A 22,705-nucleotide genomic window follows, 5' to 3' on the forward strand; every position below is an offset into this window, starting at 1 on the left:
GAAGACACTACCAATAAGGAAATGGATATCAATCCGACGCAACATGTGATTGGTTTCTTGAAATGATGATTGCTAATATTGCCAAGCGGCAATCGACTTGTGCGGCGGCGATAGTCGGGCTTGTGTGTGGGTTGATCCTGGCGTCCGAACTGCATGCCCTCTCCAGCGTTAATTGTTCGGTGTAGGTGGTCACTGGAAGTTTAGAAAAGAGGGAAAAGAAGACATGTCTGTTGCTCAAAAAATATTCTCGGGATGCTGCATGATTGCCGCGGCGTGCCTGTGCCTTTACCTACTGATAAGCGCCTATCAGTCAGACAGCGCCGAGCTCACGCTGATAGGCGCCCGGCAGTCAGACGGCACCGTGCCATTGCTGCCACCCGATGCCAAATCCCAGGCAATAGCGGATTCGTCGGATGTTGCGGCACAAGGAAACCTGCGTTGCGCCGACACGGCGCTGAGCAACCCATACGGGCGGGGTGCCTCGAACTGTTCGAATGATCCGGAACCGGTGGCCCCTGCCGCGGATGGAGACGCGAAGATCTTGCGCGCCAAGCTAGATCTGGTATGGCCATGTCAGGGAATTCAGCAACCGAATGCGGCGTCGTCTGAATGCACCAAGATCAACGCCGACGCGGCAAGTCTGGTCAGGCAGCTCGAAACGCTAGCGGAGCGGGGCGACAGCCAGGCAAGCATCGATCTGTCGAATCTGGTGCAGAGCCGGAAAAAAACCGCTACCGGTGAATATTTAGAAGCGCTTGACCACGCAGAAGCCTGGATCTCGCGCAGGCAGATCAGTGGTGAAAAAGAAGCGGAGAAACAGATTTCTCGGTCGTCCCCGGTTCCCGCCGATGGAGCATGACCCGTGGCCGACACAAGGGCATTTCGCTCACCTGAGACCAAGCTGACCCGGTCCGCTCAAGCCGGGGGGCGGGTTTGCCGGCATCGGCTCACTTCCTTGATGTTCACATTATTAGGCAATTAACACAATTCGTTTTTGCCGCAATGGATTTTACGGGTTGAGAAGTAATGGCCCGTGGAATGTAGTGTCGAGAGACACGGTATCAAAGTAAATAACTCTGAAAGTAAATAACTATGGAGACTGAAATGAAAAATCATTGCGTGCAGTCGGGGTTGAATGGGCACCTTCCGTTGAGTAGGCGTGCCGTAAGTACAATAAGTCGCTTATTAATGCTTTTAGCGTGTATCGTATTTTTCAGCATGGGTATGTCGCAAAAGGCTTCGGCCGCTACAAGTACTTGTGACATTTACGCTGCCGGAGGTACGCCGTGCTCTGCGGCCCACAGCACAGTGCGAGCCTTGTTTGGGGCGTATAACGGAAAGCTGTATCAGGTCAAGCGCGCATCTGATGGCGCCACCACGGATATTGGCACGTTAACAGCCGGTGGTATTGCCAATGCTGCTGCACAAGATAGTTTCTGCACAGGTTCTGTATGTACTATTGAAACGATCTATGACCAGACCACAAATGGAAATCACTTGACTGTTGCGCCGGCCGGGGGAAACGGTAGCGCAGACATCACAGGCAGTGCCACCGCATTGAAGGTGACGATTGGCGGAAAGTCTGCGTACGGGGTCTATATTTCCGCGGGCGTCGGGTATCGGCGTAACAACACCACAGGCATTGCAACCGGCAGCGCATCAGAAGGCGCATACATGGTCACCAGTGCTACCCATGTGAATAATGGTTGCTGCTTTGATTATGGGAATGCCGAGACAAATAACAATGATACTGGCAATGGACACATGAATGCGATCTACTTTGGCACGCTGTGCTGGTTCGCATGTAGCGGATCTGGCCCCTGGGTCATGGCAGATCTTGAGAATGGTCTATTCTTGGGCGGCAACGGAAGCAATACGAATAATACTGGCCGCAATACCACTTTTGTCACGGCCATGACCAAACAAGACGCCACGACATATTCCATTAGGGATGGCGATGCCCAAACTGGCGCGTTAAAAACCGATTATGCGGGGCCGCTACCCACCACGTCAGGCTATGTGCCCTTCCACAAAGAAGGTGCCATTATTTTGGGTATTGGCGGCGACAACAGCAAAATGGCAGTCGGTAATTTCTATGAAGGCGCAATGACAAGCGGCAAGCCTTCTGATGCAACCGAAAACGCCGTGCAGGCCAATATCGTTGCAGCGGGTTACAGCGGAAATGCCCTGAGTTCTTATAAAAAACTCGTCAACCAAAACAGCAGCAAGTGCGTGGACGTTCAGCAACCCAATACCAGTGCGGGTAGCAATGTCGACCTCTACACGTGCAATGGGTTTGCCTGGCAAAATTGGCAAATGGTGGACTTGGGCAACGGATACGCGAGTATTTATAGCGAGCACAGTGGCATGTGCCTGGATGTCGCCGGATCTTCCACAGCTAATGGCGGCAACGTGATCCAAAATACCTGCAGCAGTAGCACCAGCCAGCAATGGCAGATAACAACGACCACCGCTCCCTGGTTCCGCCTGACCTCGCGCAATAGCGGAAAGGTGTTGGATGTTACCAACTGTGGCACGGCCGACACGACCAATATCCAGCAATGGGACTGGCTCAATAATGCTTGCCAACAATGGAAGCTGCAATAACTATTCTTTTATGAAGAATGGATTCGACTAATATTCAGTTGAACTAAACCAAGACGCGGTGACTGGTCCTCATGGACCGCCACCGCTTTTTATTGTCGGTGTGTCGCCCAGATGGGCAAAGCGCGACACAAGTCCAAAGTCGTCATTCGTTGCCGAATTTGACTGTTGAATTGCGTGGAATTCTGACCCTAAGGGGGGCAGTTTTAGACGCAAATCAATGCCCATAACATAGTCTGTCGAGCTCTTTATGGACGCCGTTTACGAGGTTATTACGAACAACTGAATTTTGAACCGATGACGAACGTCTAGAAAACTGGTGGCGATTCAAACGTCAGAGTCGACTTGTCGGAATCGATAAAGCGATGCCCCTTTTCGTTTTCACATGAAATTTGCACCAGAACCTGCGCAGTTATCCATTCCACTAATATCTGTCCTCCCAATTTACGGACAATTTTGGTCATTTTGGTCTGTCACGGATTTGTAGCCCCTCGTGACAGACTTTATTAGTCATTATCACAAGATAGAGGAGGAGCGCCTTTTTATAGGACTGTTTGAAGTCACATCGAAGCCCCGTGATCGCAAGTAGTCTGGAGCAGACCTTTGTCGGTATTGCTCGACTGGCTATTGCTGACAGATAGCATGCTTTGCTATGAATGGCGCGTATCTATCCACGACATAACGTCGTATTGAAACCGGTCACCACCTCGCAGATGCGGCGAGATATACGTCGCCGAAAAGCGCGTATCGATGTTTTCGACTTTAATGACCTGTTTTCGACTTTAATTGTAAGGAATAAGAGAATCAGCTCGCGGAAACCTTATTCGACAGTAACCGACTTAGCCAAATTCCGCGGCTTGTCCACATCCGTTCCCCGCGCCAGCGCCGTGTGATAAGCCAGCAACTGCAACGGTACCACGTGCAAAATCGGCGACAGCAAACCGTAGTTTTCCGGCAGACGGATCACATGCACGCCGTCGCTCGATTTGATGTGCGAGTCAGCATCGGCAAACACATACAGTTGGCCGCCACGGGCGCGGACTTCCTGCATATTCGATTTCAATTTTTCGATCAGCGTGTCGTTCGGCGCGACGGTCACTACTGGCATTTCTTCGGTGACCAGCGCCAGCGGGCCGTGCTTGAGTTCGCCGGCGGCGTAGGCTTCGGCGTGGATGTAGGTGATTTCCTTGAGCTTCAGCGCGCCTTCCAGTGCGATCGGGTAGTGGATGCCGCGGCCGAGGAACAATGCGTTTTCCTTGCGCGCAAAGGCTTCGGCCCAGGCGACGATGTGCGGTTCCAGCGCCAGCACGCTTTGCAGTGCGGCGGGCAGGTGGCGCATTGCTTTCAGGTGGGCGGCTTCTTCTTCATCGCTGAGGCGACCTTTGCTTTGCGCCAGCGCTAGCGTCAGCAGGAACAGCGCGGCCAGTTGGGTGGTGAAGGCCTTGGTCGAGGCGACGCCGACTTCGACGCCGGCGCGGGTGATGTAAGCCAGCGCGCATTCGCGCACCATGGCGCTGGTGGCGACGTTGCAGATGGTCAGCGTGTGCAGCATGCCGAGCGAGCGGGCGTGCTTGAGTGCGGCCAATGTGTCGGCGGTTTCGCCGCTTTGCGAGATGGTGACGACCAGCGAGTTTGGATTCGGCACGCTGTCGCGGTAGCGGTATTCGCTGGCGATTTCGACGTTGACCGGAATCTTGGCAATCGATTCGATCCAGTATTTGGCAGTCAGGCCGGCGTAGTAGCTGGTGCCGCAAGCCAGGATCAGGACTGAATCGATTTGCTTGAACACATTGAAGGCGCCGTCGCCGAACAGTTCCGGCATGATGCCGGTGACGCCTTCAAGGGTGTCGGCAATCGCGCGCGGTTGCTCGAAAATTTCCTTTTGCATGTAGTGCTGGTACGGGCCTAGTTCGACTGCGCTGGTGTAGGCATGCACGGTCTTGACTTCGCGCTCTACCGATTTGCCGTTGACATCGACGATCCAGACGCGTTGCAGCTGCAGGTCGACGACATCGCCTTCTTCCAGATAAATAATCTGGTCGGTCGTGCCGGCCAGCGCCATGGCGTCCGAAGCGACAAAATTCTGCCCCTGGCCGACGCCGACGATTAATGGTGATCCTTGGCGCGCAGCAACCACGCGATGCGGTTCATCAACGCAGAACACGGCAATTGCATAGGCGCCTGTCAGGCGTTTTACCGCTTGCTGCACGGTGGCAAACAGGTCGCCGTTGTACATGTGATCGACCAGGTGGGCGATCACTTCGGTATCCGTCTGGCTTTCGAACTGGTAACCGGCCGCTTGCAGCTCGGCGCGCAATTCGTCGTGGTTTTCGATGATCCCGTTGTGGACCAGCGCGATGCGGTCGCGCGAAAAATGCGGGTGGGCGTTGTGGGTGGCTGGCGCGCCGTGGGTGGCCCAACGGGTGTGGGCGATGCCGGTGAAGCCGGACAAGTGCGCTTTTTCGACTTGCGCTTCCAGATCGGCCACGCGCGAGGTGCTGCGTGAGCGCTGCAATTTGCCGTCGACATGCAAGGCCACGCCGCATGAGTCGTAGCCGCGGTACTCAAGCCGTTTCAGGCCTTCCAGCAGGATCGGAGTGACATTGATTTTTGCAACCGCAGCGACGATACCGCACATGGCTTTCCTCATTTGTTGGGTGAATGGGCGTATCTTAGGCTAGCGCTTGTGAAATATGATGTCTAAATTGATTAGAATTTGGTTTAATATTTCATGATATAAATAATGTGAAATATTATTTCATTTTAGATTGAATTTAATCCATATATTGCGCACATACATCATGGACATTATTCTTGACGAGTTGGATCGTCGCATCTTGAATGCCTTGCAGGCCGATGCTTCTCAAACTAACCAGGAGCTGGCGCTGCAGGTGCATGCCTCGGCCCCGACCTGCCTGCGGCGCGTCAAGCGTTTGACTGACGCCGGCGTGATTGTGCGCCAGGTGGCGATCGTAGCACCCGACAAGGTCGGCGCCGGCCTGACCGCCATTGTCGAAGTCACGCTCGATAACCAGGCTGAAGAGCGCTTGCAGGAATTCGAGGAGTTGGTAGCGCATGCGCCGCAGCTGCTGCAATGCTATCGAGTATCGCCGGGACCGGATTTCGTGCTGGTGGTGCAGGTGACGGACATGGCGGCCTACCACGCGTTGGCGCATCAGTTGTTTGCCGCCCAGAAGAATGTGCGCAATGTGCGGACGTATTTTTCGATCTACAGAAGTAAATTCGATACCCGCATCGCAGTGTAGAGGGGCGTTGGACAACCTCGGCTGAGACTATCCAACGCGTTGCTGCTATTTCTTGATCTTGACCGGCCGCTCCCAGCCATCAACAGTGATCTGCCTAGCCCGCGAGACCGTCAGTTTGCCTGCCGGCGCGTCCTTGGTCAGCGTGGTGCCGGCGCCCAGGGTTGCGCCTTTGCCGACCCGCACCGGCGCCACCAGTTGGCTGTCGCTGCCGATGAAGGCATCGTCCTCAATCACGGTACGGAATTTGTTAACGCCGTCGTAATTGCAGGTGATGGTGCCCGCGCCGATATTCACGCGCGATCCAATCGTCGCATCGCCAATGTAAGCCAGGTGATTGGCTTTGCTGTGGGCGTCGATCTGGCTGTTTTTCACTTCAACGAAATTGCCGATGTGGACATCTTCGCCCAGCTCAGCGCCCGGCCGCAGCCGTGCATACGGGCCGATCTGCGAAGCAGCGCCGACTGTGGCGCCTTCGATATGGCAGAACGGCTTGATGTTGGCGTTGCTGCCGATGCGCGCATTCTTGATCACACAGTTGGCGCCGATCACGGCACCGTCTTCAATGCTGACTTCGCCTTCGAACACGCAGCCGACATCGATGCTGACATCGCGCCCGCACTGCAATGTGCCGCGCACATCGATACGCGCCGGATCGAGCAGGGTCACACCCTGTTCCAGCAGGCGTTCGGCGATGCTGCGCTGATGGATGCGCTCCAGTTCAGCCAGTTGTACCTTGCTGTTGACGCCCAGCGTTTCCGCCACGGCGTCCGGTTGCGCCGATACGACCGGCGTGCCATCGGCGACGGCGCTGGCGATGATGTCGGTCAAATAATATTCACCCTGCGCATTGTTGTTGGAGAGACCGGCCAGCCATTTCTTCAGCTGCACGGTCGGCGCCACCATGATGCCGGTGTTGCATTCAGTGATCGCGCGTTGCTCGGCGTTGGCGTCCTTTTGTTCGACGATGCTGATAATCTGGCCATTTTCACGGACGATGCGGCCATAACCGGTCGGGTCTGGCAGTTCGACGGTCAGGACCGCCAGCTTGTCGGCGCCAGCGCTGTCGACCAGCCGGCGCAACGTGCTGCTGGCAATCAGCGGCACGTCGCCGTACAGCACCAGAGTCGGCACGCTGTCATCCAGATGTGCCGCGGCTTGCGCCACCGCATGGCCGGTACCGAGTTGCGGTTCCTGCTTGGCAAACACCAGGTCGGCGGCCGCCAGCGAACTGGGCACGGCATCGCCGCCATGGCCGTAGATCACGCATAGCGTGGTCGGCGACAGGGCGCGGGCGGCATCGATCACATGCGACAGCAGCGGCTTGCCTGCCAATGGGTGCAACACTTTTGGCAGCGCCGACTGCATGCGCTTGCCCATGCCAGCAGCGAGAATGACAATGTTCATGGTCGAATTTGAAAGAAAAGGTGCGAAATTTTATCACGCGCAGCGTAGGGCGAATTCACTCCCTGACGCCGCTGCATCACCATATCGCAGAACGCGCCGGCGTGCTGCCGGCGGTAGGTTGACAAGCTGAGAGACGAGATTAGTAGTGTTGCCAGAAACCGCCGGAGAACGTCCAGGCGTTGCCGTTGCGGACCCAATGGCCGGGTGCCCAGAAGAAACCGTCGCGGCGCGCTTCCCAATGACCGTTGACCCATTCATGGCGGCCGTTGTTCCAGCGCCAGAAGCCGCCGATCCAGACGTGGTCTGGGCTCGGCGCCGGCGTAATGATTTCCACACGCGGCGGTGGCGGTGCTACGTTGATGACGATTGGCGCGCCGCCGTAGCTGTTATTCAGCGGCACCCAGCGGCCTTGGTGGAATACCCACTGCCCACCTTCGTTAGCCCAGTAGGCATGCTGGAAAATCATGTTCTGGCGCGACTGTTCCCAATGGCCGTTGTTCCAGACGTAGCGGTTGCCCTCCCACTTCCAATGCCCCGGAATCCAGTAGGAATCAGGATACGGAGCTGGCGGCACGACTTCGACCAGCGGTGCCGGCGGCGCCTGCACTACCGGAGTCGGCACCTTGACCTCGCGGTATTCGACCCGGGTGTGCTGCGGTTCAACCACGCAGCCGGCCAGTGAAACGGTCGCTGCGGCAACGGCAGTCAGTACAAAATAGCGATGGAAATGACGGCGATTCATTGAATTTATCTCCCCAAGAAAATAGAACCTGGGTATTAAACGATTTGCCGTGTGGAATGAATACAGGGATTACAAATACTTGCAAATAATCCGCCGCGCGAGCTCTTGCTGCGGCAGTTAGGCGGGTTTGCGGGGGAATGATGCGGCAGTCTGAACGGCCGTCGGCGTGAGTAATGTCGTTAAATTAAGATAGACATTCCTCTTCGGCCGTCACTGGCGAGCCTGTCATTCCCGCGAACGCGGGAATGACGACTGTATATATCCGACGTGGGGGAGTTCTGGGCTGGCGGTGACTTCAGGCCTCGTCCTTGATATTGGTGCTGGGACCGTTTTTCTTGACGGCGTCGATACCAGCGTCGCGGGCGCTGGTGGTGGTGTACATCTGGCTGCTGCCGATGACCTGGTGGTTGGCGGCTTTCAGGTTGAAATAGAATTTGCCGTTGGAGGCCTGGTTGCGGCTGTAGCGGTCGTCCTGGGTGCAATTGTTCTGGACCGAGGCGATGCCATTCTCGGCGGATGCCTTGGCAACATACATTTCACTGTTCAGCACGACTTCGCCATTGCTCGCCTGCAGCAGGAAGTAAAACTGTCCATCTACCGACTTCTTGAGTACGTAGGAAGCTGCCATCTGACCTTCTCCTGGTTATCCTGGTTAATTACCGACAAACCTGCATGAAACCGTTAAACCGTTTGAGACATTATCGAATGTGCATGTACTGATAGCCCTGTGGGCGAGCTGCTGATCTTGATTATATATTCCGAACGGCAGGATGGATGTTGAATTGACGTGACTCAGGAGAGAAGGCAGACGCGCAAGGGTTTGCCGCGTCTGCGAGCATTGACTGCCTTAATCCAGCGGCCGCAGCGGAATGATTCCCGGCACGGTCGCGCTGGTCGGCGTCGCGCAAGGCTCATCGTCAAACGCGATATCGCCGTTCGGATCGGCAATCCCGGTCGCCTTCAAGCCGGTAAAGCCGAACAGGTTGCGGTCCATCAGGTGCGATGGCGCTACCGTCGACAAGGAAGAGAAGATGTTTTCCACGCGCCCCGGGAATTTCTTTTCCCAATCGCGCAGCATGCCCTTGATCTGCTTGCGTTGCAGGTTTTCCTGACTGCCGCACAGATCGCAGGGGATGATCGGGAACTGCTTGACCTCGGCGTAGCGGATCAGATCGGCTTCCTTGACGTAGGCCAACGGCCGGATCACGATCTGCTTGCCGTCGTCCGACTGCAGCTTGGCCGGCATGCTCTTCAGCTTGCCACCGAAGAACATGTTCAGGAAGAAGGTTTCCATGATGTCATCGCGATGATGGCCGAGCGCGACCTTGGTAGCGCCCAGTTCCGTGGCAACCCGATACAGGATGCCGCGCCGCAGTCGTGAACACAGCGAGCAGGTAGTCTTGCCTTCCGGGATCAGGCGCTTGACGATGCTGTAGGTATCTTCGTTCTCGATATGGTAGGTAACGCCGAGCTTTTCCAGATAGGCTGGCAGGATGTGGTCCGGAAAATTCGGTTGCTTCTGGTCCAGATTGACCGCAACGATCTCGAACTTGATCGGCGCCCGCTCGCGCAGCGTCATCAGGATGTCCAGCAACGCGTAACTGTCCTTGCCGCCGGAGAGGCACACCATCACCTTGTCGCCATCCTCGATCATGTTGAAATCGCCGATCGCCTGGCCGACCTGACGGCACAGCCGTTTATGCAGCTTGTTGTTTTCGTGGGCGATCTTTTCCATCTGCTTGTGGCTGGCGAAAGCCGCGACAGCATCGGCATCGACGGCCGCAGCTGGCGCCAATAATTGGTCTTCCATAGGTATTTCCTGCATCAATAGGTCATTCATGGCGATTCTTCATTCAATATTTACCGGCTCATGCCTTGGGCTTGATCCGGAACACTTCGACGCCGACTGAGTGGCAGTCGGGATAGGCATCCGGTTTTTCCGATGAGACTCGCACCGCGCGCACCCGCGGATGCGCCAGTAGTGCTGTGGCAAGGTCGTCGCACAGGGTTTCCTGCAGATGGATATGGCCTTGCGCCATGCGCTTTGCTACGGTATTGCGCATGAAATTGTAATCCAGCACGTCATCCATATGGTCTTTGGTCGGCGTCGACAACGCCAACGGCACAAACAGGTCGACATTGATCAGCGCACGTTGCGGACCTTGTTTTTCAGATTCGTAGACGCCGATATTGATCTGCACTTCGTAGTCGCGCAGGAACAGGCGACGGCAATCGCTAAGGTCGGGATGGATGAGTGCGGAGAGCATGTTTTTTCAGTGAGGATGGGAAGGGCGACCGGGTTGGCCATGAGCGGTCGCCTTGTCCCGAGGGTGAGGATACAAATGGTGACCGCCATCGACCAGCAGCGTGCTGCCGGTAATGGCGGAGGAGACGGCGACAAAACAGACCGTCGCCGCAATGTCGTTCAGCATCGCAGAATCCGCCGGCTGCAACGCCAGGCCGGTTTCGGGCGTGCCAGCGGCGGCCAGCGCCGGCGCAATTCCGACTACTCGCACCTGCGGCGCAAAAGCCTGCGCCAGCAAGGTGGTAGCGCTGTGCAACGCGGCCTTCGACAGCGTATACGACAAAAAATCCGGCTGTGGATTGAACAGTTTTTGGTCGAGCAGGTTGATGACTACGCCTTGCGCGCCGTCGATCTTGCTGGTGGCGGCATGCAGCGCCTGCGCCAGCAACACCGGTGCGGCGAGATTTCCCTGCATGTGGCGGGCCAGGGCTGCCGCAGAGAAGGTCGCGGGGCTGTCGCTTTCGATATGGCTGGCGTTGTTGACGATGCAGGTCACATTGCCGAGCGCGGCAGTAATGCGCGGCAGCAGTGCCCGGATCTCTGCTTCATCGGTCAGTGTGCAGCGAATGGTGGCGGCCTGCGCACCGATAGCCTGGCATTCCCGCAATAGAGCCGACAAGGCCGCCGGCTCGTTTTTATCCTGAAAGTGCAGCGCCAGCCGCCAGCCCTGCCGCGCCAGCGCGCGCGCAATGGCACTGCCGACCGTGCCGGCGGCGTCGGTGACAAGGGCAACTGCATCGGCAGGGGGGCGGGTTTGGCTATGGTACGCATACTTGTTGATCAATTAGTAATCGCTGTCAGGCGCGAGACTTTCTGTTTGGCGACGATACGGAGCCCGTCGCCATCTTTCATTATCGTCGATTGCTTGTACAGCGGCGTTATCTCCTACAATAGCGCCATGCAACTGCAATTACCCGAAGCTTCTATCGAAGCGCAGCGCGCGTCGCGCCTGCTGCACAATCTGATCGCCACTGAAATCCGCCGGCAAGATGGCTGGATTTCATTCGCACGTTATATGGAACTGCTGCTGTACGCGCCGGATCTCGGTTATTACAGTGGCGGCGCGGAAAAATTGGGCAAAGACGGTGATTTTACAACCGCGCCCGAAATTACGCCGCTTTTTGGCGCAACTTTGGCGCATTTGGCAACAGAATTGCTCGATTCCACGCCCGCGCTGCAGCCGCAGATACTCGAATTCGGCGCCGGCAGCGGCCAACTGGCCCACGATATCCTGACCGAACTAACTAGTGGCGCTCAGTCGGCACGCATGCCGCAGGCGTATTACATTGTCGAGCTGTCGGCCGAATTGCGTGCGCGCCAGCAACAAAAATTGCGCGATTTCCCACAAGTACAATGGCTGGATCGCCTGCCGGAGGCATTCTCCGGCGTGGTGCTCGGTAACGAAGTGCTCGATGCGATGCCGGTTGAGCTGGTAGTGCGCGGCGCCGACGGCTGGCTGCAACGCGGAGTCGGCCTGACTGAAGCCGCAACTGCGGACGATGATGGTCAGTTTGTCTATATGGACCGTCCCGCCGATCCATCACTGATCGCGCAAATTCCCGATGCCGAATCGCTCACGGTCGGCCACCTGACCGAGGTCCATCCGGTCGCTATCGGCTTCATGCGTTCGCTGGCAGCGATGCTGAAAGCCGGGCAGGGCGGCGTGGCGATATTTCTCGACTATGGTTTTCCGGCCGCAGAATATTATCTGCAGCAACGCGATCAAGGCACCTTGATGTGCCATTACCGGCACCATGCTCATCCCGATCCGTTTTATCTGCCGGGTTTGCAGGATGTTACCGCCCACGTTGATTTCACCGCGATGGCGGTGGCGGCGCTGGATAATGGACTGGACCTGCTGGGCTACACCAGCCAGGCCGCATTCCTGCTGGAGGCCGGTATTGGTCAGTTGTTGCTGCGCACGCCGCCGGAAAACGCGTTGCAATACCTACCCCAAGCCAACGCCATGCAAAAGCTGGTGTCGCCAGCCGAAATGGGGGAGTTGTTCAAGGTGTTGGTGGTCGGCATCGGCGCCGAGTTGCCTGAGCGGTTTTCCAGGCATGATCGTAGCCACCGGCTATGAAATCATTCGCTGAAAGTCGCCGATGATCCGTTGGATGCTGGTGATTTTTATCGCCGTTATCGTCTTTTCCAGCGCTTTGCCGTGGCTGGAAAAGCTCGGACTTGGTCGTCTTCCCGGCGATCTGCGATTCACGCTGTTCGGCAAGAAATTCTCCCTGCCGTTTGCCTCAACTGTGTTGCTGTCGACGGTGTTGTTCCTGCTCGTCCGGCTGTTGTAGGGAGCGAATCTTGCCCACTTCATCCATTATTTGTCGAACAACGCGCTAACCAACTGCGGTGGCCGCCCAATCACCGCTCGCCCACGATAAACCACCACCGGCCGTTGCAACAGCTTCGGGTACGCAGCGAGCGCTGCCAGCAACGCCGCATCGTCGGCCTGCGCCAGACCAAGCGCAGCGTATTCGGTTTCATTGTCGCGCACCATCGTGCTCACCGGCCGCCCAACTGATGATGCAAATGCTGTAGCTGTGCCAGCGTCAGCGGCGTCTTTTGATAGTCGACAACATCCAGCTGGAGCTTGTGCTCACTGCCGAATTGTTCGGCAATCGCCAGTGCTTCCCGCGATTTTGAGCAACGCGGATTGTGGTAAATCGTGATCATGCTTGTTCCTTGTCTTCTTTAATCGGTGAATCCTGCGGCAACACTTCATCGTCCCAGCCGCTGGCTGGCGCATCCTCGCGCAAGATGCGGTCGTGCGCAAACATTTCTTCCAGCTCTTCACGCGCCTTCTTGGCAATCGATACGATCTTTTGCTGGTCTTTCTGATGCGGATACATGTCATGCAGGGTTTGCAGATTATGCGCGCGGAACTTCATCGCCGCCTGGCGCGCCCGGTAGGCGCCGAAACCCATCGCGCGCAAGGCCTGGCGTCCGAGCTGCAAGGCCGATTCGAAGGTTTCGCGCTCAATCACGGTAACGCCCAGGTCCATCAGGTCAAAGTAATGCGTGACGTTGCGGGCTCGTGCGATGATCGGCAGGTCGGGAGCAATCCTGCGCACCGCAGCCACCAGTTTCAGGCTGCCCTCGATATCGTCCAGCGCGACTACCAGCAGGCGCGCCTTGGCAATGCCGGCAGCGCGCATCAGGTCCATCCGGGTGGCGTCGCCGTAAAACACCTTGAAGCCGAACTTGCGCAACAGCTCGATCTGGTCGGGGTCATGGTCGAGCACGGTGAGGCCGATCTTGTTGGCGTGCAGCAGGCGACCGATGATCTGGCCAAAGCGGCCGAAGCCGGCAATGATGACCGGGTTCTCGTTCTCTTCAATCTCGTCGTCCGGACGTTTTTGCGCCGCCAGGAAATAGGGGGCGATGACCTTGTCGTACAGCACCAGCAGCAGCGGCGTGGTGACCATCGACAGCGCCACCACGACCACCAGGATCGACGACGTCTCTTCCGAAAACACGCGGGCGGTGGCTGCCGCACCGAACACCACGAACGCGAACTCGCCGCCTTGCGACAGCAGCGCCGCAAACAGGAACTGCTGTGAGCGTGCGATCTTGAAGGCCTTGCTGAGCAGGTACAACACTGCGAATTTGATCACCAGGAAGCCGGCCACCAACCCCAGGATCAGCCAGGGTTTGGTCAGTAGCAGGCCGAAATCGACCGACATGCCGACCGCGATGAAGAACAATCCCAACAACAGGCCCTTGAACGGTTCCAAATCGGTTTCCAGCGCGTGTCGGTACTCGGAGTCGGCCAGCAGCACGCCTGCCAGGAAGCTACCCAACGCCATCGACATGCCGACTGACTGCATCAGCAAGCCGATCGCGATCACCAGCAGCAGCGCAAAGGCGGTGAAGATTTCGCGTAAGCCGGTACGCGCAATCACGCGCATCAGCGGCCGAACCAGGTAGCGTCCGCCAACGATCAGCGTGGCAATTACCGCCACCACCTTGGCAGCGCCGACCCAGCCTTGGTTGCTGCCATGGCCGACAGCGACACCCAGAACCGGCACCAGCGCAATCATGGGAATCGCTGCAATGTCCTGGAACAGCAAGATGGCAAAGCCCGCCGAACCGGCGGTGGTGGTGTTCAGCTTGCGTTCGTTGATGGTCGCCAGTGCGATTGCGGTGGACGACAGTGACATGCCAAGCGCGGCGATCAAGGCGGTCTTCCAGTCGACACCAAACGCCGCGGCAGCGCCGAACAGCGCCAACGAGACGGTCGCCACCTGCGCCGTACCCCAGCCGAAAATCTGGCGCCGCAGCGACCACAACCGCTTTGGATCGAGCTCCAGGCCGATCAGGAACAGCAGCAGCACAACGCCGAATTCAGAAAAATGCAGGATGTCCTCGACATTGTCGATCAATCGCAATCCCCACGGTCCGATCGCCATGCCGGCCAGCAGGTAACCGAGCACCGCGCCCAGTCCGAATCGCTTGGCAATCGGCACCGCAGCCACCGCGGCCGCAAGATAGATCAATGCATTGAATAAAAGATTTTGTTCCATAGTCCTAACCGGGTTGATCTGCGAGTTTGTCTGGGATGGCGGTTGGTGTCGGCGCAAGGGCGTCGGTACTCAACAACTCCGGCCAGTTTGGATAATTCGCCAGGCGCTTGCGATAGGTCTCGATGTGCGCCGCCAGGGTCTTCTGGCTAACCTGGTGTGCGCCAAAAAGCATATGTGGCGGTAGCCAGCGCATGCCGCATAACTGCGCGGTCTGCTGGAACGGCGGCAAGAAGGCGGCAAAGGGGAACAGATTGTGCCCATCGGCCTGGTAGGAACGGTCCGAGCCGCCAGTGGTGGCCACCAGCCAGAAATCTTTGCCATGCAAGGCGGTGCCACCGGGCCATAGGCCCAGCCCGGCGTCAGCACCGAGTCGACCCACTGCTTGAGCAATGCCGGCATGCTATACCACTGCACCGGATGCTGGAACACGATCAGATCGGCCTGTTCCACCAGCGCCTGTTCGCGCCGTACCGGGATGTGGAAGTCGGGATACAGTTCGTACAGATCATGTACCTGCACATTCGGCACCTTGGCGGCGGCTTCCGCCAGCCGCCGGTTGGCGCGCGAATGATGTGGCGTCGGGTGTGCATACAGGATCAGGATTTGCGGTGGTTTGGTCATGACGAACGATGTGGGTAGCGGGCGGAATGGCAAAAATGGCTGTAAATGACGGCTTAAGATGAACTGATATTGAAAACAACGCTCAATTACAATGACCGAGCCTATACTTTGCCAAGCAAATGTTACCGGCGACAGTTGTCAGTGCGCGGCTTTTGTTTTCAGTGGACATGCTAGCAGCACTTCTCTTAATTTTTTTATTTCTGACAATTTCTGACAATATGCCCGACTCACAGCCAAGCGATCCCAAGCATCCCGCAGCGGATACCGACACCAGTCCGGCGGCGCCAAAGCCGGCTGCCGCCGAACAGGTAGCGGCAGAAACCCAGCCTGAAGCCACGCCTGAAGTTAAACCGGAATCACCGCCAGAGGTTAAAGCGGAGGCGAAGCCCGAAGCGAAACCTGCGGCCGCTACCCAGCCGGCATTTTCCAACCAGAATAGCGAAGGCGCACCCTGGCCGCAAACCTGGAAGCTGATCGCCGCGCGTTTCCGTGCGCTGTCCGACAAGGCCGGCCGGCGCATGATGCAGCGGACCCTGAAAATCGGCATTTCGGCTCGCATCTTTCATCCGGAGGAGGGCGCCAAGGGGCTGCGCGGACGTACGCTGCAATACCTGGAGGAGTCGATCGCACAATGGGTGATGTCGCGCAATGTGCTGGTGTTCATGATTCCTACCGTAAATACCAATGGCCTGGTTCACCCAAGCTCGATTCGCCTGCGAGACTACGCCAAACACCTGGATGGACTGGTCCTGCAAGGCGGCGCCGACGTCTCGCCACAAAGCTACGCGGAAGCCGCGACCAGGCCGGAATGGGGCGGCGACCGTGTTCGCGACATGTACGAACTGGAACTGCTGCATGAATTTGTCGAGGCCGGCAAGCCGGTGCTGGGCATTTGCCGTGGTTGTCAGTTAATCAATGTTGCTTTCGGCGGCACCTTGTATCAAGACATCGCCACCGATGTTCCGACCTCAATCACCCACGTCAACGACGAATACGATCGCCTGCATCATGCGATCCAGTTTCCGGCGGGTTCCTCGCTGGCGGCGTTGTTCAACAACGGCGAGAGCGGCCAGACCGAATGGGTGGTCAACTCGATTCATCACCAGGCTGTAAAAGACCTCGGGCGCGATCTGACGGTCGAAGCAATCTCCGGCACAGACAATATCGTTGAGGCAATTCGTTACCGCAAGGCAGCATTTGTCATGGGCTTGCAATGGCATCCGGAATTCCATCGCGCCGGCGGCCCGCAGTTGCTGGATTGCACGCCAATACTCGATGGATTTTTAAGAGCTGCACGCGAGACGCGTTTCTGATATTATCTTGCGCCTTGGCCGGTGAAGCAGTTTTCCCGGTTCCGGCCAGGCTCGATGTCAGTCGTTTGCGTCAAATATGAAAAAACTTCAAATTATTTTGAGGAAATCATTTTTCGGCGGTTGACACTTCAGAGGTGCTTTACTATAATCTGGGGTTCCCTGCGGAGAGGTGGCCGAGTGGTTAATGGCAGCAGACTGTAAATCTGCCCTCTTACGAGTACGCTGGTTCGAATCCAGCCCTCTCCACCATTTTGGGAAGAAGCAAAAAGTAGTAGCTGTAGCAAAATGTTGTGGCGGTAGAAGTGAAATGATCGAATTGAAGTGATCTCGCGGGTGTAGCTCAATGGTAGAGCTGAAGCCTTCCAAGCTTATGACGAGGGTTCGATTCCCTTCACCCGCTCCAGTAGATTGCCAGGCAGCAGTAAATTATAAAGTTGGGCGTGTTGTTGGTTGGCGGTTGCCAATAAGAGCGCGCGTACAGCATAGCCCTTGTAGCTCAGTGGTAGAGCACTCCCTTGGTAAGGGAGAGGCCACGTGTTCGATCCACGTCAAGGGCACCAGATCAAAGTTGTTTTCGGTGCCCGCAATGGGGTGCTGTAAAAACTGGATATCAGTTTTTAATCCGTAAGGCGGTCGGGCGTGTGCCTGGACATTCTCATCAAATCTTTAGGAGTCTAAGATGGCAAAAGGCAAGTTTGAGCGGACCAAGCCGCACGTCAACGTCGGCACTATCGGCCACGTCGACCACGGCAAGACCACGCTGACAGCAGCGATCGCGACAGTATTGTCGAAGAAGTTTGGCGGCGAAGCCAAAGCGTATGATCAGATTGACGCGGCGCCAGAAGAAAAAGCGCGCGGCATCACGATCAACACGGCACACGTTGAATACGAAACTGCAAACCGCCACTACGCTCACGTTGACTGCCCAGGCCACGCTGACTATGTTAAAAACATGATCACTGGTGCTGCACAGATGGACGGCGCGATCCTGGTTTGCTCCGCAGCTGACGGCCCAATGCCACAGACTCGTGAGCACATCCTGTTGTCGCGTCAAGTTGGCGTGCCATACATCATCGTGTTCCTGAACAAGGCTGACATGGTCGACGACGAAGAGTTGCTCGAGTTGGTCGAAATGGAAGTGCGCGAGCTGTTGACCAAGTACGAATTCCCAGGCGACGACCTGCCAATCATCAAGGGTTCGGCGAAGTTGGCTCTGGAAGGCGACACTGGCCCATTGGGCGAGCAAGCAATCATGGCTCTGGCTGAAGCACTGGACACTTACATCCCAACACCAGAGCGTGCTGTTGACGGCGCATTCCTGTTGCCAGTGGAAGACGTGTTCTCGATCTCGGGTCGCGGTACTGTTGTGACCGGTCGTGTTGAGCGCGGTATCGTCAAGGTTGGCGAAGCCCTGCAAATCGTTGGTATCCGTGATACGCAAGATACAACATGTACTGGCGTTGAAATGTTCCGCAAGCTGCTGGATCAAGGTCAAGCCGGCGACAACGTTGGCGTTCTGTTGCGCGGTACCAAGCGTGAAGACGTAGAGCGCGGCCAAGTGTTGGCCAAGCCAGGTTCGATCAAGCCACACAAGCATTTCACAGGCGAGATCTATGTTCTGTCGAAAGACGAAGGCGGCCGTCATACTCCGTTCTTCAACAACTATCGTCCACAGTTCTACTTCCGTACAACGGACGTGACTGGTTCGATCGAGTTGCCGAAGGATAAGGAAATGGTTATGCCGGGCGATAACGTGTCGATCACTGTAATGTTGATCAACCCGATCGCGATGGAAGAAGGTCTGCGTTTCGCGATCCGCGAAGGTGGCCGTACTGTTGGTGCAGGTGTTGTTGCTAAGATCCTGGCTGACTAAAAGAAGAAAAGCAGTAATCGCCGCGACCCGGGAAATTCCCGCCTCGCGGCGTTGATGTCTGAATGGGATGCGTAAGTTAGCAAGCCAAGCCATTCAGATAAAGTGTTTTAAGCGTAGGGGTGTAGCTCAATTGGCAGAGCGCCGGTCTCCAAAACCGGAGGTTGGGGGTTCGATGCCCTCCGCCCCTGCCACCGATTCAGGTGTAGGGTACTGAAAGTAAACCGCGTATGTCTAACCACCCTGTGCAAACTGTCGGCGAATCCGGCAATAAGCTCAAAGTAATACTGGCAGTTTTGGCTGTCGTTGCCGGCGTTGTCGGCTTTTATTTTTTGTCGGGCCAGTCTGGTCTGGTGCGCGCTGGCGCATTGGTTGCCGGTTTGGTGGTGGCTGTCGCCCTGGCATGGACTTCGACCCAAGGTCGTGAATTCCTTGGTTTCGCCAAGGAGGCCGTGCGCGAAACGAAAAAAGTTGTTTGGCCTACCCGCAAGGAAGCGATGCAGATCACTGCGATCGTTTTCGCATTTGTGCTGGTGATGGCGATTTTCCTCTGGGGCATCGATAAGCTCCTCGAGGTCTTGTTGTACGACGTGATATTGGGTTGGAAACAATAATGAGCGATAGCACACAAAACGATGCGCAAGCAACGCCGCCTGCTGTGACGCCTTCGGCGCCAGTGGGCAAAAAGCGCTGGTATGTGGTGCATGCTTATTCCGGTATGGAAAAGAGCGTGCAACGCGCGCTTACCGAGCGCATTGACCGCGCAGGAATGCAAGAACAGTTCGGCCAGATCCTGGTGCCGACTGAAGAAGTGATCGAAGTCAAGAATGGCCAGAAAGCCGTTACCGAGCGTCGTTTCTTCCCAGGTTACGTCCTGGTCGAGATGGAAATGACCGACGAAACATGGCATTTGGTGAAGAATACCAACAAGGTAACCGGTTTTATCGGTGGCAAGTCGAACAAGCCTACCCCGATCCCGCAGCATGAAGTCGACAAGATCATGCAGCAAATGCAGGATGGTATCGAAAAGCCGCGGCCAAAGGTGCTGTACGAAGTTGGCGAGCTGGTTCGTATCAAGGAAGGCGCTTTTACCGATTTCAACGGCAACGTCGAAGAAGTCAATTACGAAAAGTCGCGTGTGCGTGTCACCGTTACTATTTTCGGTCGTGCCACACCAGTCGAACTGGAGTTCGACAAAGTCGAAAAAGTCTAAGCTGCGCTTGCCCTCATTGCAGCAGCAACAGCAGATTCAAACAAACGCCGTTCGGAGCGTCATGGATTAAACCTCATGAAATCCGAAGCAGTAAGAGGAGCCCTACTAGATCGCGGCCCGGCATGCCGGGTTGATCAAAAAGGCGCTAATACTCACACACTTAGGAGCCATCATGGCAAAGAAAATCATTGGTTTTATCAAGCTGCAAGTGCCAGCTGGTAAAGCAAACCCATCCCCACCAATCGGTCCAGCATTGGGTCAGCGCGGTCTGAACATCATGGAATTCTGTAAGGCATTTAATGCCCAGACCCAAGGTGTTGAGCCAGGTCTGCCAATTCCAGTCGTGATCACCGCGTTTGCTGACAAGTCCTTCACTTTCGTGATGAAGACTCCTCCAGCAACGATTCTGATCAAGAAGGCTGCTGGCATCACCAAGGGTTCGGCTAAGCCGCATACCGACAAGGTTGGTTCTATCACTCGCAAGCAAGCAGAAGAAATCGCTACCTTGAAGAAGCCCGATTTGACTGGTGCTGATCTGGAAGCTGGCGTACGTACAATCGCCGGTTCTGCTCGTTCGATGGGCATCACGGTGGAGGGTCTGTAATGGCTAAGTTATCTAAGCGCGCAAAAGCGATCAAGGCAAAAGTTGATCGCACCAAGGCATATCCATTCGATAACGCAGTTGCGTTGATCAAGGAATGCGCAACTGCAAAATTCAACGAATCGATCGACGTATCCGTCCAATTGGGCGTTGATGCAAAGAAATCGGACCAAGTGGTTCGCGGTTCCGTCGTGCTGCCAGCTGGCACCGGCAAGACTGTTCGCGTTGCAGTATTTGCTTCCGGCGAAAAAGCCGAACAAGCTAAAGCTGCCGGCGCCGATGTCGTTGGCATGGAAGACCTGGCCGAGCAGATCAAAGCCGGCAACATGCCTTTCGACATCGTGATCGCTTCGCCAGACACCATGCGTATCGTTGGTACCCTGGGCCAGATCCTGGGACCACGCGGCCTGATGCCGAATCCGAAGGTTGGTACTGTTACTCCTGACGTCGCTACTGCCGTCAAGAACGCCAAAGCTGGTCAAGTGCAATATCGTACCGACAAGGCCGGTATCATCCACGCAACCATCGGTCGTAAATCGTTTAGCGATGCAGAACTGAAGTCCAACTTGTTGGCACTGATCGATGCATTGAGCAAAGCCAAGCCAGCAACCAGCAAGGGTGTATACCTGCGCAAGATCTCGTTGTCCTCGACAATGGGTGCCGGCGTTCGTGTCGATCAGTCGACACTGGCAGCTTAATCGGCTGGCTGAGCTGTATTGAATCAAGTCCTGACGGCGGTGCGCGAGTCGCATAGCCATCAGGCGAATCTTTGGGCTGGATCTGTATTGGCTTTATCGATGCAGGTCCAGGCAATCAAAGACCGTTGGGCGGCGTGCAGCAGGTAGTGCACAAAGTTAAACACCAGGCGAGCAATCGTTTGGCACCCAACGCAGATGGTGTACCCGAACAAGTTTTGTAGTCTCAACGCTGTGTGTCGCTTTGTTTTTATGATGCGTCAGTACTGAACTCCTAACTTCGGACGCCGTGTTCGAACCGATGTGAGGTAAGTAACCACTTGCGGTTATGTCGTTACCGAGCATCATTTTTGGAGGTTGATCTTGAGTCTCAATCTGAATGACAAAAAGGCCGTAGTCGCCGAAGTCTCTGCAAAAGTAGCAGCTGCACAGACTATCGTCGTGGCCGAATATCGTGGCATCCAGGTTGGTCACTTGACCCAACTGCGCGCTAATGCGCGTACCCAGGGTGTGTACCTGCGTGTATTGAAAAATACACTGGCACGTCGCGCTGTTGAGGGTACCGCGTTTGCCGACCTCGCCTCGCAAATGACCGGCCCGTTGATCTATTCGATCTCCGAGGACGCCGTTGCTGCTGCAAAAGTCATCAATGACTTTGCAAAAACCAACGACAAACTGGTCGTCAAGGCAGGTAACTACGCTGGTAAGTCGCTGGATAAGGCGGGTGTACAAGCGTTGGCAAACATTCCAAGTCGCGAAGTTCTGCTGGCCCAAGTTGTGGGCATGATGCAGATGCCGATTGCTGGATTTGTGCGTGGTCTGGCTGCTTTGGCAGCGAAAAAAGAAGCCGAAGCCGCTTAATCAGCAAGCTTCAGGCGCTTTTTTTAGCGTTAGTACCAATCTGATGTATTCATTGTAAAAAAAATTAGGAGTTTCACATGGCCTTTGATAAAGACGCATTCCTGGGACAAATCGAGTCCCTGACTGTTATGGAATTGAATGACCTGGTTAAGGCATTCGAAGAGAAGTTTGGCGTTTCCGCAGCAGCTGTTGCAGTTGCTGGCGGCGGCGCTGCTGGCGGCGGCGCTGCTGCAGCTGAAGAGCAAACCGAGTTCACCGTTGTCCTGAAGGGCGTCGGCGCAAACAAGGTTGGCGTGATTAAGGCAGTTCGCGAAATCACCGGTCTGGGCTTGAAAGAAGCTAAAGACCTGGTTGACGGTGCACCGAAGCCAGTTAAAGAAGGCGTTTCGAAAGCCGACGCTGATGCTGCAGCCAAGAAATTGGTTGAAGCCGGCGCAGAAGCTGAAATCAAGTAATTTCAGCTTTTTTGAGCGCATTTATTGCGCTGGAGTCAAAGTGCAGAACTCTCGAAAAGGAGAGTTCGGCTTTGGCTCCTTTGTCGTTTTTGATTTTGTTTAGCGCTTGTTGTTTTATTAAGCGTCCGTTGCCATCAAGCTCGAAGGGCTGAGACTTGAGGAATTGTTGGTTACGACAGTTTAGCTAGATCGTTAGTTTTGTCTAGTTTGACCGAAATATCCA

At 55.9% G+C, this 22,705-nt stretch carries 22 protein-coding genes, 4 tRNA genes and 2 pseudogenes; 17 read left to right on the plus strand and 11 right to left on the minus strand.

Going from position 1 to position 22,705, the window contains the following annotated elements; all coding sequences use genetic code 11:
- The first annotated feature begins 223 nt into the window (after positions 1–223).
- Entirely contained in the window at positions 224–859 is a 636-nt protein-coding gene (locus tag CAter10_RS01315) for a hypothetical protein (RefSeq protein WP_061531991.1), read from the plus strand.
- A gap of 245 nt (positions 860–1,104) precedes the next feature.
- On the plus strand, positions 1,105–2,607 hold the full coding sequence (locus CAter10_RS01320; RefSeq protein WP_061531992.1) for an arabinofuranosidase catalytic domain-containing protein: 1,503 nt from the start codon (positions 1,105–1,107) through the stop codon (positions 2,605–2,607).
- Positions 2,608–3,424: 817 nt separating this feature from the next.
- On the opposite strand, the gene glmS is transcribed toward CAter10_RS01320, so the two are convergent.
- A complete protein-coding gene (gene glmS / locus CAter10_RS01325; RefSeq protein ID WP_061531993.1) occupies positions 3,425–5,242 on the minus strand; it encodes a glutamine--fructose-6-phosphate transaminase (isomerizing) in 1,818 nt (605 codons plus the stop codon).
- Positions 5,243–5,405: 163 nt separating this feature from the next.
- Between glmS and CAter10_RS01330 the strand changes: the two genes are divergently transcribed.
- Entirely contained in the window at positions 5,406–5,870 is a 465-nt protein-coding gene (locus CAter10_RS01330; RefSeq protein ID WP_061531994.1) for an Lrp/AsnC family transcriptional regulator, read from the plus strand.
- 45 nt (positions 5,871–5,915) lie between these two features.
- Here CAter10_RS01330 and glmU read toward each other — a convergent pair whose 3' ends face one another.
- The 6 genes from glmU to CAter10_RS01360 all read right to left on the minus strand — a co-directional run bounded on the left by glmU (position 5,916) and on the right by CAter10_RS01360 (position 11,105).
- Positions 5,916–7,274, minus strand: a complete 1,359-nt coding sequence (glmU, locus tag CAter10_RS01335; RefSeq protein ID WP_061531995.1) for a bifunctional UDP-N-acetylglucosamine diphosphorylase/glucosamine-1-phosphate N-acetyltransferase GlmU — start codon at positions 7,272–7,274, stop codon at positions 5,916–5,918.
- Between the two features lie 139 nt (positions 7,275–7,413).
- On the minus strand, positions 7,414–8,016 hold the full coding sequence (locus CAter10_RS01340; RefSeq protein ID WP_061531996.1) for a YXWGXW repeat-containing protein: 603 nt from the start codon (positions 8,014–8,016) through the stop codon (positions 7,414–7,416).
- Positions 8,017–8,311: 295 nt separating this feature from the next.
- Positions 8,312–8,644, minus strand: a complete 333-nt coding sequence (locus CAter10_RS01345) for a YegP family protein (protein ID WP_061531997.1) — start codon at positions 8,642–8,644, stop codon at positions 8,312–8,314.
- Between the two features lie 219 nt (positions 8,645–8,863).
- A complete protein-coding gene (gene ttcA, locus CAter10_RS01350) occupies positions 8,864–9,826 on the minus strand; it encodes a tRNA 2-thiocytidine(32) synthetase TtcA (RefSeq protein WP_128083171.1) in 963 nt (320 codons plus the stop codon).
- Between the two features lie 58 nt (positions 9,827–9,884).
- Complete coding sequence (locus CAter10_RS01355; RefSeq protein ID WP_061531999.1) at positions 9,885–10,283, minus strand: dihydroneopterin aldolase; 399 nt, start codon at positions 10,281–10,283, stop codon at positions 9,885–9,887.
- A 6-nt stretch (positions 10,284–10,289) separates the two neighbouring features.
- A complete protein-coding gene (locus CAter10_RS01360; RefSeq protein WP_236905465.1) occupies positions 10,290–11,105 on the minus strand; it encodes an SDR family NAD(P)-dependent oxidoreductase in 816 nt (271 codons plus the stop codon).
- 114 nt (positions 11,106–11,219) lie between these two features.
- Between CAter10_RS01360 and CAter10_RS01365 the strand changes: the two genes are divergently transcribed.
- Together CAter10_RS01365 and CAter10_RS01370 are read left to right on the plus strand one after the other, a co-directional pair.
- Entirely contained in the window at positions 11,220–12,404 is a 1,185-nt protein-coding gene (locus CAter10_RS01365; protein ID WP_061535111.1) for a class I SAM-dependent methyltransferase, read from the plus strand.
- Positions 12,405–12,426: 22 nt separating this feature from the next.
- A complete protein-coding gene (locus tag CAter10_RS01370; RefSeq protein WP_061532000.1) occupies positions 12,427–12,621 on the plus strand; it encodes a DUF2905 domain-containing protein in 195 nt (64 codons plus the stop codon).
- Between the two features lie 26 nt (positions 12,622–12,647).
- On the opposite strand, the pseudogene CAter10_RS01375 reads toward CAter10_RS01370, so the two are convergent.
- The 4 genes and pseudogenes from CAter10_RS01375 to CAter10_RS24105 form a co-directional block, all read right to left on the minus strand.
- Positions 12,648–13,003, minus strand: a pseudogene (locus CAter10_RS01375) (ArsC/Spx/MgsR family protein).
- The gene (gene kefC, locus CAter10_RS01380) at positions 13,000–14,853 is read right to left on the minus strand and encodes a glutathione-regulated potassium-efflux system protein KefC (RefSeq protein WP_061532001.1); all 1,854 of its coding nucleotides are present in this window, start codon (positions 14,851–14,853) and stop codon (positions 13,000–13,002) included. Before kefC ends, CAter10_RS01375 begins: the two are co-directional and overlap by 4 nt.
- 4 nt (positions 14,854–14,857) lie before the next feature.
- Positions 14,858–15,232 carry an NAD(P)H-dependent oxidoreductase gene (locus CAter10_RS24100; RefSeq protein ID WP_335340178.1) on the minus strand — a complete coding sequence of 125 codons (375 nt, stop codon included), beginning with the start codon at positions 15,230–15,232 and terminating at the stop codon, positions 14,858–14,860.
- Between the two features lie 11 nt (positions 15,233–15,243).
- Positions 15,244–15,474, minus strand: a pseudogene (locus CAter10_RS24105) (NAD(P)H-dependent oxidoreductase); the annotation flags it as partial.
- 218 nt (positions 15,475–15,692) lie between these two features.
- Between CAter10_RS24105 and CAter10_RS01390 the strand changes: the two are divergent.
- The 12 genes from CAter10_RS01390 to rplL all read left to right on the plus strand — a co-directional run bounded on the left by CAter10_RS01390 (position 15,693) and on the right by rplL (position 22,482).
- Positions 15,693–16,787 carry a gamma-glutamyl-gamma-aminobutyrate hydrolase family protein gene (locus CAter10_RS01390; RefSeq protein ID WP_061535112.1) on the plus strand — a complete coding sequence of 365 codons (1,095 nt, stop codon included), beginning with the start codon at positions 15,693–15,695 and terminating at the stop codon, positions 16,785–16,787.
- 163 nt (positions 16,788–16,950) lie between these two features.
- Positions 16,951–17,036: transfer RNA gene (locus tag CAter10_RS01395), tRNA-Tyr, on the plus strand.
- Positions 17,037–17,116: 80 nt separating this feature from the next.
- Positions 17,117–17,190, plus strand: a tRNA-Gly gene (locus CAter10_RS01400).
- Between the two features lie 82 nt (positions 17,191–17,272).
- Positions 17,273–17,347, plus strand: a tRNA-Thr gene (locus CAter10_RS01405).
- Between the two features lie 119 nt (positions 17,348–17,466).
- A complete protein-coding gene (gene tuf, locus CAter10_RS01410) occupies positions 17,467–18,660 on the plus strand; it encodes an elongation factor Tu (RefSeq protein ID WP_061532002.1) in 1,194 nt (397 codons plus the stop codon).
- 115 nt (positions 18,661–18,775) lie between these two features.
- Positions 18,776–18,851: transfer RNA gene (locus CAter10_RS01415), tRNA-Trp, on the plus strand.
- Between the two features lie 36 nt (positions 18,852–18,887).
- Entirely contained in the window at positions 18,888–19,271 is a 384-nt protein-coding gene (gene secE, locus CAter10_RS01420; protein WP_061532003.1) for a preprotein translocase subunit SecE, read from the plus strand.
- Positions 19,271–19,870: a transcription termination/antitermination protein NusG gene (gene nusG / locus CAter10_RS01425; protein ID WP_061532004.1), complete on the plus strand. Its 600-nt coding sequence runs from the start codon at positions 19,271–19,273 to the stop codon at positions 19,868–19,870. Before secE ends, nusG begins: the two co-directional genes overlap by 1 nt.
- Positions 19,871–20,042: 172 nt before the next feature.
- On the plus strand, positions 20,043–20,474 hold the full coding sequence (gene rplK, locus CAter10_RS01430) for a 50S ribosomal protein L11 (protein WP_038484621.1): 432 nt from the start codon (positions 20,043–20,045) through the stop codon (positions 20,472–20,474).
- Complete coding sequence (rplA, locus tag CAter10_RS01435) at positions 20,474–21,169, plus strand: 50S ribosomal protein L1 (RefSeq protein ID WP_061532005.1); 696 nt, start codon at positions 20,474–20,476, stop codon at positions 21,167–21,169. The genes rplK and rplA overlap by 1 nt, the downstream gene beginning before the upstream one ends.
- 360 nt (positions 21,170–21,529) lie before the next feature.
- Positions 21,530–22,027: a 50S ribosomal protein L10 gene (gene rplJ, locus CAter10_RS01440; RefSeq protein ID WP_061532006.1), complete on the plus strand. Its 498-nt coding sequence runs from the start codon at positions 21,530–21,532 to the stop codon at positions 22,025–22,027.
- Between the two features lie 77 nt (positions 22,028–22,104).
- The gene (gene rplL / locus CAter10_RS01445) at positions 22,105–22,482 is read left to right on the plus strand and encodes a 50S ribosomal protein L7/L12 (RefSeq protein WP_061532007.1); all 378 of its coding nucleotides are present in this window, start codon (positions 22,105–22,107) and stop codon (positions 22,480–22,482) included.
- Positions 22,483–22,705: the final 223 nt, after the last annotated feature.

This window comes from Collimonas arenae, assembly GCF_001584165.1.
In the GTDB taxonomy this organism is placed as follows: Bacteria; Pseudomonadota; Gammaproteobacteria; order Burkholderiales; family Burkholderiaceae_D; genus Collimonas; species Collimonas arenae.